11 protein-coding genes and 1 tRNA gene are annotated in these 11942 nt (G+C 59.2%); 6 read left to right on the plus strand and 6 right to left on the minus strand.

Translation table 11 applies throughout. The features are described from left to right. Positions 1 to 131: 131 nt before the first annotated feature. From T370_RS0106390 to T370_RS0106420, 5 genes are all read right to left on the minus strand, one after another. Positions 132 to 422, minus strand: a complete 291-nt coding sequence (locus tag T370_RS0106390) for a hypothetical protein (RefSeq protein WP_029435169.1) — start codon at positions 420 to 422, stop codon at positions 132 to 134. A gap of 582 nt (positions 423 to 1004) precedes the next feature. Beyond that, positions 1005 to 1081, minus strand: a tRNA-Glu gene (locus tag T370_RS0106405). A gap of 448 nt (positions 1082 to 1529) precedes the next feature. Next, positions 1530 to 3188: a dihydroxy-acid dehydratase gene (ilvD, locus tag T370_RS0106410; protein WP_005026116.1), complete on the minus strand. Its 1659-nt coding sequence runs from the start codon at positions 3186 to 3188 to the stop codon at positions 1530 to 1532. A gap of 71 nt (positions 3189 to 3259) precedes the next feature. Continuing rightward, positions 3260 to 3856: a ketohexokinase gene (locus T370_RS0106415; RefSeq protein ID WP_248604227.1), complete on the minus strand. Its 597-nt coding sequence runs from the start codon at positions 3854 to 3856 to the stop codon at positions 3260 to 3262. Positions 3857 to 3945: 89 nt separating this feature from the next. After that, entirely contained in the window at positions 3946 to 4764 is an 819-nt protein-coding gene (locus T370_RS0106420; protein WP_016360793.1) for a hypothetical protein, read from the minus strand. Positions 4765 to 5036: 272 nt separating this feature from the next. Between T370_RS0106420 and T370_RS0106425 the strand changes: the two genes are divergently transcribed. From T370_RS0106425 to T370_RS0106450, 5 genes are all read left to right on the plus strand, one after another. Further along, positions 5037 to 5882 (plus strand): fumarate hydratase, encoded by an 846-nt coding sequence (locus T370_RS0106425; protein WP_005026122.1) that lies wholly within the window; start codon positions 5037 to 5039, stop codon positions 5880 to 5882. A 47-nt stretch (positions 5883 to 5929) separates the two neighbouring features. Then, entirely contained in the window at positions 5930 to 6487 is a 558-nt protein-coding gene (locus tag T370_RS0106430; protein WP_005026124.1) for a Fe-S-containing hydro-lyase, read from the plus strand. Positions 6488 to 6676: 189 nt separating this feature from the next. Continuing rightward, the gene (locus tag T370_RS0106435; RefSeq protein WP_005026126.1) at positions 6677 to 7063 is read left to right on the plus strand and encodes an EF-hand domain-containing protein; all 387 of its coding nucleotides are present in this window, start codon (positions 6677 to 6679) and stop codon (positions 7061 to 7063) included. Positions 7064 to 7132: 69 nt separating this feature from the next. Then, positions 7133 to 8848 carry a glutamine--tRNA ligase/YqeY domain fusion protein gene (locus T370_RS0106440; protein ID WP_211250492.1) on the plus strand — a complete coding sequence of 572 codons (1716 nt, stop codon included), beginning with the start codon at positions 7133 to 7135 and terminating at the stop codon, positions 8846 to 8848. Positions 8849 to 9256: 408 nt separating this feature from the next. Beyond that, the gene (locus T370_RS0106450) at positions 9257 to 10216 is read left to right on the plus strand and encodes a polysaccharide deacetylase family protein (protein ID WP_029435174.1); all 960 of its coding nucleotides are present in this window, start codon (positions 9257 to 9259) and stop codon (positions 10214 to 10216) included. Between the two features lie 70 nt (positions 10217 to 10286). Here the strand turns inward: T370_RS0106450 and T370_RS0106455 are convergent, their stop codons facing one another. Then, on the minus strand, positions 10287 to 10775 hold the full coding sequence (locus T370_RS0106455; RefSeq protein WP_029435175.1) for a YchJ family protein: 489 nt from the start codon (positions 10773 to 10775) through the stop codon (positions 10287 to 10289). Positions 10776 to 11135: 360 nt separating this feature from the next. Between T370_RS0106455 and T370_RS0106460 the strand changes: the two genes are divergently transcribed. After that, positions 11136 to 11885: a molybdopterin-guanine dinucleotide biosynthesis protein MobB gene (locus T370_RS0106460; protein ID WP_029435176.1), complete on the plus strand. Its 750-nt coding sequence runs from the start codon at positions 11136 to 11138 to the stop codon at positions 11883 to 11885. Positions 11886 to 11942 lie beyond the last annotated feature (57 nt).

Consider the following 11942-nt stretch of genomic DNA (forward strand, 5'->3'; position numbering starts at 1 on the left):
TGCCAATATCCTTATTATATACCCTATATTCCATAAATTTATAAATGTTTCAGATAGAGTGAATGCAAGGAAGCAAAGTGAAATTGAAGCTGGTGTAAGATGTTTGATTTTAAATCCTGATAAATAGGTTCTCATATTTTTTCCTTTTTTGCTGAGATCGGTATTGCCGCTTTTTCCTTTGCTGATGCGAATGTTATATCGGTAGAGGGAAAGAGCCTGTTCCATCTGTGGTTTCCGAACAGGGAAAGATCCTCGTAGCTGGTTTTCCTGTTGAGAGCGTTCGAGACGTACAGAAGTACCTCTCCGGTGGGCCTGATGATGTAGCGCACTTCGAGCGGGAGGTAGGGCTTCCGGGGCGTTCTAGAGAACCGGGCCAGCGGCGGATAGGCGTGCAGACGGAGGAAGAAAGAGAGGTCACGCATGAGGGAACCTCCTTATCCACCAGTTGGCGAATCCCATGTAGAAGGAGCGAAAGGGACTCGTATATGTCAGACCGAAGATGATGCAGGACTGAGGTATGATTGAGATCAGAGCCCAGAGGGGATCGTCTATGAGCTTGCCGGCAAGAAATGAGAACGGGGGGATGAGGGCAAGGCCGGACAGGAGTTGGGCAATGTCCATGATGATACGCCGTCTCAGGTTTCGGTGCATGTCGGCGCGGTAGAGCACTTCTCCGGGGAAGCAGAGGGAGGAGCGAATGACCAGAGGCCGTGCCGGGACGTGAGGTACATGCCTGTAGGGAGGCGCGTACATCAGGCGGATGCCGAGGTATCTGGCGAGGCAGAGGGGGATATTCGGGCGTGGTCTGCGTATTGCAGGCCTTCCGGGGTGGGTGGCGACGCAGGGCGAGGGCTTTACAGCCGATCCATTTGGGGGCAAAAAAGGCGACAGAGAAGACCCCGGTGTGTGCGGGATATTCTCTGTCGCCTTAAAAAGGAAGGGTACTCTTGGCATGTCGCCTTTCCTACCTAGTAGTAAGAAAAACGACAGCCTTTGATGTCTGTTGGCGTCCCCAAGCGGATTTGAACCGCTGTTGACGGCGTGAAAGGCCGCTGTCCTGGGCCGGCTAGACGATGGGGACGTTTACCGTGCTTTCTGCTCGCCGCAGCTGCACAGCCAGAACTATTTATAAAAATCATCCACCGCTGTCAACGAGAAAAAAGGGGAAAATGGAAAAAAGTTGAAACGTATAGTTAATATGTTGTATTTATTTTATAAAAATTTAACAAAAAAACCTTTGATAAGAGGAAAACTCTCGGTCCCCAACGGCCCCATTCTGGTAAATGGGGAGTGAACGGTACAAAACGGTTACCATATGAGCTCACCAGTCCCGTATTTCCTCCAATCGGCAAGAGAGTTTTTTTCGGGGTAAGGTGCAAAGGAGCGAAAGAGTAGGCTTGAGGCTCCCCCGAACCCTATTCTCCACGTAGGGGCCAGAAAAATGCCAGAAGCCTAAAAGAATTCCCCCAGCCTCCCGAATGAAGGAGGCTGGGGGATGGCTTGTAAATGGTAGCCGCTCGGAGACAGCTTTAGATCTTCCTGTACGCACCGCCGGTGGATGCGGAGGTCACCAGCTTGGCGTAACGGCGCAAGAACGGGGATTTTACATCTTTTTCCACGGGGACGAAGTGTTTGCGGCGTTCTTCGATTTCCGCTTCGGGGACGACCAGTTCCAGCTTACGGCCGGGGATGTCGATATGGATGGTGTCGCCGTCCTGCACGAGCCCGATGAGCCCGCCGTCCGCCGCTTCGGGGGATACGTGGCCGATGGCCGCACCCCGGCTGCCGCCGCTAAAACGGCCGTCCGTGATGAGCGCCACATCCGCGCCGAGGCCCATGCCCACGATGGCTGACGTCGGGGTCAGCATTTCGCGCATACCCGGGCCGCCGCGGGGGCCTTCATACCGGATGACCACCACGTCGCCCTTTTTGATCTTGCCGCCGAGGATGGCTTCCACGCCTTCTTCCTCGCTGTTGAACACGCGGGCGGTCACGTCGCGGACCATCATTTCGGGAGCCACGGCGGACTGCTTCACCACGGCGCCGTCGGGCGCGAGGTTGCCGCGCAGGATGGCGATGCCGCCTTCCTTGGCGTAGGGCTTGTCGATACGGATGACGTCGGGGTCAATGATGTGGGCCTTGAGTTCCTTGATATTTTCAGCCACCGTCTTACCGGTGACGGTGAGCGCCTCGCCGTGCACGAGGCCCTTGTCGAGCAGGGCTCCCATGACGGCGGGGATGCCGCCCGCGCGGTGCAGGTCTTCGATGTGCTGCGTCCCGGCGGGAGAAAGCTTACAGATATTGGGCGTCTTGCGGCTGATGTCGTCGAAGATGTCCAGAGACAGGCTCAGTTCGGCTTCCCCGAATACGGCGGGCAGGTGGAGGGTCGTGTTGGTGGAGCCGCCGAGAGCCATGTCCGCCGCCACAGCGTTGTGGACGGATTGTTCGGTCACGATGTCGCGGGGGCGGATGTTCTTTTCGAGAAGTTCCATGACCTGCATACCCGCCTGTTTGGCAAGGCGGATACGGGCGGCGGACACGGCGGGCGTCGTGCCGTTGCCGGGCAGGGCCACGCCCATGGCTTCGCACAGGCAGTTCATGGTGTTGGCGGTGTACATGCCGGAACAGGAACCGCAGCCGGGACAGGCGTTTTCGGTCAGGTCTTCCAGCTCTTCTTCGGTCATGGTGCCGTTACGGACCGCGCCGACGCCTTCAAACACGCTGATGAGGTCGGTGTTGTTCCGTCCCGCCAGCATGGGGCCGCCGCTCATGATGATGGAGGGCAGGTTCAGGCGCATCATGGCCATGAGCATACCGGGGACGATCTTGTCGCAGTTGGGGATGAACACCAGCGCGTCGAAAGGATGTGCCGTAGCCATGATTTCGATGGAGTCGGTGATGACTTCCCGCGAGGTCAGGGAGAAGCGCATACCTTCATGATTCATGGCCAGGCCGTCGCACACGGCGATGGCCGGGAACTCCATAGGCGTGCCGCCCGCCATGCGGATGCCCGCCTTGACGGCCTCGGCGATTTTGCCGAGATGCAGGTGGCCGGGGACCACTTCGTTGGCGGCGTTCACCACGCCGATGAGCGGGCGTTTCATCTCTTCGCGGGTCAGGCCGAGCGCGTAGAGCAGGGAGCGATGGGGGGCCTTTTCAAGACCGAAGGTCATTTTTTGGCTGCGCATTGTCTGTTTCCTTTCAAAAAGTCGCTGTACTGGGCCGTCCGGTGGCGGTCCGTTCTGAAAACGGAGAACGGCTAGTCGCCGTATTCGTCCTCAAAGTCCTGTTTGGTCATGCCGAAGTGTTCGGGGAATTCCTCTTCCGGCAAATCGTCAATGGCTCCGGAAAGGAGGAAGAGGCCGCCGTGCGCCTGCATGAAGTAGTCGTCCATCGGGCCCCAAAGCTTCTTCACCTTTCGCAGCACGTCCAGATTTTCCAGCCGTTCCACGGGGGCCGCGCCCTCGCCGGCAATGGCCCCGGCGGCCACCATGCCCCGCCACGCGTCGGAGCCGCTGTCGATGCAAACCTTGTCGCCGTGCTTCACCCATTCGTTGGTCACGGCATCACGGGCGACGAGCGTATAGGGAGCGCCCTGTGAACAGCCGCCTTTCTTGGAAAGGTCGTCGTAATAGCCCCGATTCGCCTTATAGTCATACATCTCCGTCTTGTCGAAGACGAAGGTGTATTGGCAGTCCATCATCTCTTTCAGCGTCCGCAGGTTGGTGAACCCGCAATCGCCGTACTCCTCCAGCCTGAGCAGCGAATAAATCATGCTCCGCTTTTCGGAAACGGGCATATCGGAACGGGATACGACCCGTATGGCCTCTTCGATATAGTCTTCGATTTCGTGCATGGACACGGCGGGGCTCCTTTCTGCGTCGTTCCGGAGGAGGGGCGCCGCTGCCCGAGGCCGGGAAATGCCCTCCTCAGGCAGCTGGGGATCTAGTCGATGATACGGCCCTGAAGCCAGATGATGGCGTCGATTTCATCCCCGGCTTGCGGGACGATCTTGCAGACGCGCTCGGGAGCGTAGAGGGGGAAGCGGAGCGGGTTCGGGGTATTGAGGCCGAACTCCACGATCAGCATATAAATTTTTTCGTTCTGGATGTGCATTTCTTCTACGGACGTGACCGGGACGCGGATCTGATATTCGCTGGCGACATCGCCGGGGACGACGATGCGGGCGCCCCTGAGATCCACGGTGAGCTGCGGCACGTCGAGGCGGGTCTTGCCCGGATTTTGGGCCAGCCATTCCGCCACGTAACGCTCGTATTCCACACCTTCGGTAATGGTCATTTCGTCGAGGAGGGCGCGGCGCAGGCCGTAGGCGAGCCCGGCGATAAGGAAGGTATGGCGGACGCCGGGGGTGAGATTTTCACGGTCGCGGAACAGAAACGGCGAGTAGAACCAGAGCGGGTTGGCTCCTTCGTTGCAGGTGGCGGACACTTCGCCTTCGGTTTCGTTTTGCCAGAGATACGTCTCGTTCACGGTCATATCGTTGGGCGCGCCTTCCAGCAGGGGATAGGTCGACACGGGACGGAGCTGTTCGCCCGCGTTCCCGTGGACGGTGACGCCCGCGCGGAATCCTGTTTCTACCGGCCAGGCCAGCACCATGGTTTCTTCCTTGGAGTCCTTGCGCTGCCAACAATCACGGGTCTTTCCTTCCTTCATCACCTGCATGACGACGGCGGGAACTTCCTTCTCGGGATCGTTCAAAAGGGTCAGCCAGGTTTTGCCAAGTCCTTCAAAATGGTTGCTCATGGGGCCTATCCTGATGGTTATGGTTGCTATCAGCGCTTTCTTGGGCGCCGTTTTTGTCTCAAGCGAAGAATCATACCCGTTTAGCCAGCATACGGCAAGATCGCAAAGCGCGCCGTTCCGGGGAGAATGTTTGATCTTTATTCTTTCGGCGGCGCTTGTGCGCCGCACAGTCGCATGATAACAGTGAGAACCCAAACAAGGCGGGAATTCCCCCGCCGTGTCGTGTCCGAGGCGGTTCGTTTTGTTACGTCTTTATGCTTGAGGAGAGTGCCGTGCGCGAAATTCATGTTTCAGCCATAACGGATACCGTCGCGGAGCTGGCCGTCGCCGCCTGCTGCCGCTTGCCGGATGTGATGTACCGGGCCATCGAGTCGTCTGTAGAAAGGGAGGCCTCGCCTTCCGGCAAGGACGTGTTGCGTCAGCTTTTGCTGAACGCCGACATCGCGGCTTCGGAGAACACGCCTATTTGTCAGGATACCGGCCTTGCCGTCGTGTTCGCCGAAGTCGGGCAGGATGTGCATGTCGTGGGCGGTTCGTTTGAAGAGGCCGTCAACGCCGGGGTCGCCAAAGGGTATACGGAAGGCTATCTGCGGAAATCCTCCGTGGCCGAGCCGCTGTTCGAGCGCAAGAACACCGGGGACAACACGCCCGCCGTGCTGCATGTGCGCCTTGTGCCCGGCGATCGCATCCGCCTGAAGCTGGCGCCCAAAGGGGCGGGCAGTGAAAACAAGAGCGCCCTCAAGATGCTCGTCCCCGCTGACGGCATTGAAGGCGTGAAGAAATTTGTGGTGGATACGGTGAAGGCCGCCGGTTCGAGCCCCTGTCCTCCGATGGTGGTCGGCGTGGGCATCGGCGGTACGCTTGAGCTGGCGGGCCTGTGCGCCAAACGCGCCGCCATGCGCGACGTGGACACCCGCAACCCCGATCCCCGGTATGCGGCCTTTGAGGAAGAGCTCCTCGGCCTCCTGAACGATCTCGGGACGGGCCCGCAGGGGCTCGGCGGGACGACCACGGCTTTCAAGGTCAACGTGGAGTTTTGCGCCACGCACATCGCCAGCCTCCCGGTGGCGGTGAACATCAATTGCCACGCTGCGCGCCACGCCGAGGCGGAACTGTAATCACTTCCAGTCCCCGCCTCAGGCGCGGGGGCAAACAGGAGATTTCCGTGTCCGAACCCATCCGTTTGACGACGCCCCTTACTCAAGACAAGGTGCGTTCACTGCATATCGGTGACAGAGTCCTCATTTCGGGAACCATTTACGCGGCCCGCGACGCCGCCCACAAGCGCATGGTGGAGACGCTGGACAGGGGAGAGCCCCTGCCCGTGGATCTGCGCGATCAGATTGTTTATTATGTGGGGCCCTCTCCGGCCAAGCCGGGGCAGGCCATCGGTTCCGCCGGGCCGACGACCTCAGGCCGTATGGACGCCTACGCGCCGCGCCTGATGGAAAAGGGGCTTTCCGGCATGATCGGCAAAGGCAACCGTTCGCAGGCGGTCAAGGACGCCATGCAGCGTTACGGGACGGTCTATTTCGCGGCTACCGGCGGCGCCGGGGCGCTGCTGTCCCGCTGCATCCGTTCGTATACGGTGCTGGCCTATGCCGAGCTCGGCCCGGAAGCGCTGGCGGCGATGGAGGTCGTGGACTTCCCCGTCATCGTCGTGGGCGATGTCGAGGGCGGTGACTATTATATGGAAGGGCCCAAAGCCTACGCGAAGCGCTAACGAAGATATTTGAGGACAGAGAGGCATTGAGGAGGGGGAGGAGAAACTTTCTGCAGAAAGTTTCTCCTCCCCCTCCCCCGATTCTTCCAGCTTTTCCTCCCTCTCCCGTGCTTGCGCCCCGGAAAGAGAGTGGTTACACTGTGAAAACATGCCATTAACCCGTCAGGAGAGAATCCTGAGGAGACCACTATGAAAAAATTGCTTTTTCTGGCGGCGCTGACCCTGTGTGCCGCGCCTGCGTATGCCGCCCCCGATCGTTTTGAACAGATGGATAAGGATGGCAACGGACAGGTGGATTGGGAAGAGTTCCAGGCTGCCGTCCCCGGCATGAAGCGCCCCGCCTTCGACACGATCGACGCCGACAAGAGCGGCGGCATCTGCCGCAGCGAATGGGACAACTTCATGAAATCCCATATGGGCGGCCAGAAGGGAATGCCTCCCGCCGGAATGGGTATGCCAGCGGGCATGGGCGGCAAAGCCATGCCTCCCGCCGGAGCCGAAAAGGGCGGTATGCCCATGATTCAGCCCCCCGTGCAGCAGGGCGAAGCCCCCGGCATCGTACCCCCGAAAAACTAGCTCTCAAACGGAACCTCGCGGTTTCATAAACGCCAGCCGCCCTCTGAAGGCGGCAGCAAAGGATTGTTCATGAACATGGATGCTTCCTCCACGGAAACGGCTTCCTCCACACCGGAAAACAGCGTCGGACTGGATTTTCTGCACGTCCGCATCAATCAGGACAACGCCTCCGGGCGCTTCGGCAGGAAAGTCCACACCCGGTTCCCTCCTGAGCCGAACGGCTATCTGCACATCGGCCACGCCAAATCCATCTGCATCAACTTCGGGTTGGCGCAAGAGTACGGCGGGCTGTGCAACCTGCGCTTCGACGATACCAATCCGGTGAAGGAAGATACCGAATACGTGGATTCCATCCGTGAAGACGTGCACTGGCTCGGCGGCGAATGGGACGATCGGGAATATTACGCTTCCAACTACTTCGATCAATTGTATGCGTTCGCCGAGCAGCTCATCCGTGACGGCAAGGCGTATGTGGACAGCCAGAGCGCCGAGGAAATCCGCGCCAGCCGGGGCACGCTGACGCAGCCGGGCACGGAAAGCCCATACCGGAACCGTTCCATCGAGGAAAACTTCGATCTGTTCCACCGGATGCGCGGCGGCGAGTTCGCCGACGGGGAGCATGTGCTCCGCGCCAAGATCGACATGGCCTCTCCCAACGTGGTCATGCGTGACCCCACGCTGTACCGCATCCGCCATGCCGAACACCACCGGACCGGCGACAAGTGGTGCGTCTATCCCATGTACGACTTTACGCACTGCCTGTCCGACTCGCTGGAAGGCATTACGCACTCCATCTGCACGCTGGAGTTCGTCAACAACCGCGAGCTGTACGACTGGGTGCTCGACGCGCTGAACGTGTACCACCCGCAGCAGATCGAGTTCGCCCGCCTTGGCCTGACCTACACCGTGCTGTCCAAGCGCAAGCTCATCCAGCTCGTGAAGGGCGGGTTCGTGCGCGGCTGGGACGATCCCCGTATGCCCACCATTTGCGGGATGCGACGCCGGGGATACACCCCGGAAGCCATCCGTGACTTCTGCTCGCGCATCGGCGTGGCCCGCGCGGAAAATCTGGTTGAATACAGCCTGCTCGAGTTCTGCGTGCGCGAGCACCTGAACGCGATCGCGCCGCGCACGATGGCCGTACTCGATCCGATCAAGGTCGTCATCGAGAACTATCCTGAAGGGCAGGTGGAATGGTTCGACATGCCTTTCAGTCAGGACGGCAGCGTGGAAGGCAGCCGCAAGGTGCCGTTCAGCCGTGAGCTTTATATCGAGCGGGACGACTTCCGCGAAGATCCGCCGAAGAAGTTCCACCGCCTCTTCCCCGGTTCGGAAGTCCGCCTGCGTTATGCCTACTATGTCACGTGCAAGGACGTGATCAAAGACGCGGACGGCAACATCGTGGAGCTTCGCTGTACCTATGATCCGGAATCGAAGGGCGGGGCCACGCCCGACGGACGCAAGATCAAGGGCACCATCCATTGGGTTTCCGTGCCCCACGCCGTATCCGCCGAAGTGCGCCTGTACGAGCACTTGTTTACGTCCCCGACGCCCGGCAATACGCCCGAAGGCGTGGAGTTCACGGATCTGCTGAACCCCGACTCCATGCGTGTCGTGACCGCGCAGGTCGAACCCGCTCTGGCGGAATTCCCCGCCGGGTCCCGCGTGCAGTTCGAGCGCCTCGGGTATTTCTGTGTCGATCCGGACAGCAAGCCCGGTGCGCCTGTCTTCAACAGGACTGTGACGCTCAAGGATTCGTGGGCGAAGATCGAAGGCAAACAATAAAGAAAAGAGAGGAAGGCTCCTGTTTATGGAGCGTCCTATAGGCATGAGGCTGAAAGGGGGCTGTGCGGCGGGATTCCGTTTGCGCGGCCTCCTTTTTTGGGGAGAAGACTCTAGCCCTTTGCGGAAAGGTTTTTGAGGCAGGGGAATCCGTAGGGCTGCTGGCCGTTGGCGCGTTGGGAGGGACGGGCAGCCGGGAGACGCAAACGTGCTTTGTGGAAACGGCATGTTTGGCGCGAAGATAAAGGATGAAGATATTCTTTCCCTGAGTGAAATCAGGGACTGTGCTTTTCTTTTGAAGCCTGTATGATGAAGCCTTGCGGGGGAAGCGCCTCCGTGCTAGAGCTTGCCCCGCATCTTGCGTATAACTTTTTTGACAAGCCGTGCTTGCCGTTTTTTAGAGGCCGCGTCATGATTCTCGCCCGATTGATTCGTGTCTGTGCGTCCGCGCTGCTGTGCGCAGGGGTCTCGTTGTTCCCCGGAAACGCTTCCGCTGATGGCGCGGGGACGGTGGTGGACGGTCGCGCCATCTTGAAAATGAGCAAGGGGAGCAATCTTTGCGCGTTGACGTTTGACGACGGCCCGAGCAGCCACACGGAACGCCTGATGGAGATCCTGCGGGAGCGGGGTATTCATGCCACGTTTTTTGTTGTGGGCAAACAGGTCAAATACCACCCCGAGCTCATTGTACGCCTTCAGCAGGAAGGGCACGAAATCGGCAACCACACCTATTCGCACAAGTCGCTCCGCCACCTTTCCGTTGACGCGCAACGGAGCGAAATCCTGAGTGTTCAGGAATTATTGCGGAAACTCGGCGTGCATTCGCGCTACATCCGGCCGCCGTACGGAAATTTTGACGCCAACACTGTGGCGATAGCCAAGGCCGAAGGGGCGGACATCATGCTGTGGTCCATCGACAGCATGGACTGGTCCAAGCGGGCGAGCATCGAAAATATGAAGACGCTCATCAGCGGCCAGAAGCTGCGCGGCGTTTTCCTGTTCCACGATACGCATGAGCAGACCATAGAAGCCCTGCCTGAAATTCTTGATCGCCTCATTGCGGACGGCTGCCAGTTTGTGACGGTTTCCGAGTACCTTGCGGCCTTGCGCCAAGATGCCCTGCCCGAAGGTGTCAACGTGGCCGCCCCCGCGATTCAGGAGAACCCGCATCAGCCGGTTCCCCCGCAGGGCACCCAAGCGGAGCGGGAAGCGCCGCAGCAGTTGTTCCAGCCCGGCGACGTGCATGAAGTCCGCCAGCCGATGGCCCCGAGGCCGAAGGCGGCGGAAACCCCCGGAGCCGAGCAGATGGCCGGGCATTCTACGAATATGAACGATGCCGAACCAGCGGCCTTGCGGACGTCGATGCTGTAACGCCAGAGATGGCGTACAAAAAAAGGGAACCGAAGTTCCCTTTTTTCATATCATGCGTTGACGGTTGGGTCTATTTGCCGCAACATTTCTTGTACTTCTTGCCGCTGCCGCAGGGGCAAGGCTCGTTACGTCCGACTTTGGGCGTTTCGCGGCGGTACGGGTCCTGGCCGTGGACATTGCCGTCCACGTAGTACCAGCGGCCGTCTTCACGGCGGAAGAAAGCGTCCTCACGCAGGGACTGGGGCATACCGTTGACAGAATAGCGTGCTTCAAAGGATACTTCACCGGTCTCGTCGGTTTCGGCGCCGTCCTTGGTGGAGAAAATTTCAAGGCCTTCCCACTCCACGGCTTCCGACCATTTCTTCATGTCTTCATGATCGGCCTCGTCACGGATGCTCGGATGCACCGTTTCGTTGAGGTAATCATACTTGCCGAGGGTGTGGGCGGCATAGCGCGAACGCATGAGCGCTTCGGCGGTGGGGGCGGTTTCGCGGCCTTCGGTATAGGTTTCACAGCATTCTTCGTAGGGGCGGCCGGAGCCGCAGGGACACAGGGACATGGGGTTCCTCCGGGATAAGACAGGCGTGCGGCCTGCGTGTAGTGATGTGGGGACTGGTTACGGTTTCGCGTCCTCGGAGTCAAGCCCGGTCTCTGAAACCAGAACAGCCCGCGTAAAGCGGGCCGTTATGGGAGGAAGAAAGTGATGAAGAAAGAAGAAAGGAATTACTTTATCTATAGCAATGTGCGTGCCAACATCGCGTAAAAATCGTTTTTTCTGTTTTTGACAAGAGTTGTAGTGTATTACGGGAAAGTCAAAAAAGCGTTCCCCCGCGGCGGGGTGTCATAATTTGTACCCGCCCGGACAACCCCTTGGTATCCGGCACGTGGGAACCAAAAAATTTTACCACAGGAGATCCGTATGCAAGCCATCAGTATCATAGGGTTCAGCAATTCCGGCAAGACGACGCTCATTTCCCGGCTTTCCGAGTGCCTGGAAGCCCGAGGCCTCAAAGTCGCCATTGCCAAACACACCCATCACGAACTGGACAAGCCGGACACGGATACCGCGCTTTTGATGGGCCCGAAACGGACCATCGTGGGGTTGAGCAATACGAAGGACGGCAAGGGCGAAGCCATGATCCATTGGGGGCATCCGTGCTTCCTCCGGGATTTGGTCCCTCTGCTGGATGCGGACATCCTGCTGGTGGAAGGAGGCAAAACCATCGGCTGGCTGCCGCGTATCTTGTGTTTGCGGACCACCCCGGAACTTTTGACGGCGCTTCCGGAAGGCTGCAAGGCTCTGCGCCCCGAGCTGGCGCTCGCTACGTATGGGGACAACAAGCTCCCCGGGCTGCCGTCGTTCACGGCCGAAGATCTGGATGCGCTGGTCGATCTGGTTCTTGAAAAGGGCTTTTTGTTGCCCGCGCTGGATTGCGGAGCTTGCGGGGAAGCGGACTGTACCGCCATGACGCAGCGCATCGTGGCTGGAGAGAAGACGCCCGGCGATTGCGTGGCCGCGCGCGGGAGCATTGAAGTCACCGTCAACGGTCAGTCCGTGGGGCTTAACCCCTTTACGGCGCAGATGCTTTCCGGCGGCATCAAGGGGATGCTCGGTGCGCTCAAGGGCATGGTCCCCGGCGGTGAGGTTATTATTAGGATGAAAGGGTAGGGATGCAGATGTGGGGAGGGGAGGAAGGACCTTTCTGAAGAAAGGTCCTTCCTCCCC

The organism is Bilophila wadsworthia ATCC 49260, from assembly GCF_000701705.1.
GTDB classification, from domain to species: domain Bacteria; phylum Desulfobacterota; class Desulfovibrionia; order Desulfovibrionales; family Desulfovibrionaceae; genus Bilophila; species Bilophila wadsworthia.

What these genes read in the sequence shown, in the direction of transcription:
- T370_RS0106390 (WP_029435169.1), bottom strand. Translation starts at nt 422, where the DNA reads ATGCGTGACCTCTCTTTCTTCCTCCGTCTGCACGCCTATCCGCCGCTG.
- ilvD (WP_005026116.1), bottom strand. Translation starts at nt 3,188, where the DNA reads ATGCGCAGCCAAAAAATGACCTTCGGTCTTGAAAAGGCCCCCCATCGC.
- T370_RS0106450 (WP_029435174.1), top strand. Translation starts at nt 9,257, where the DNA reads ATGATTCTCGCCCGATTGATTCGTGTCTGTGCGTCCGCGCTGCTGTGC.
- T370_RS0106455 (WP_029435175.1), bottom strand. Translation starts at nt 10,775, where the DNA reads ATGTCCCTGTGTCCCTGCGGCTCCGGCCGCCCCTACGAAGAATGCTGT.
- T370_RS0106420 (WP_016360793.1), bottom strand. Translation starts at nt 4,764, where the DNA reads ATGAGCAACCATTTTGAAGGACTTGGCAAAACCTGGCTGACCCTTTTG.
- T370_RS0106435 (WP_005026126.1), top strand. Translation starts at nt 6,677, where the DNA reads ATGAAAAAATTGCTTTTTCTGGCGGCGCTGACCCTGTGTGCCGCGCCT.
- T370_RS0106460 (WP_029435176.1), top strand. Translation starts at nt 11,136, where the DNA reads ATGCAAGCCATCAGTATCATAGGGTTCAGCAATTCCGGCAAGACGACG.
- T370_RS0106440 (WP_211250492.1), top strand. Translation starts at nt 7,133, where the DNA reads ATGAACATGGATGCTTCCTCCACGGAAACGGCTTCCTCCACACCGGAA.
- T370_RS0106415 (WP_248604227.1), bottom strand. Translation starts at nt 3,856, where the DNA reads ATGCACGAAATCGAAGACTATATCGAAGAGGCCATACGGGTCGTATCC.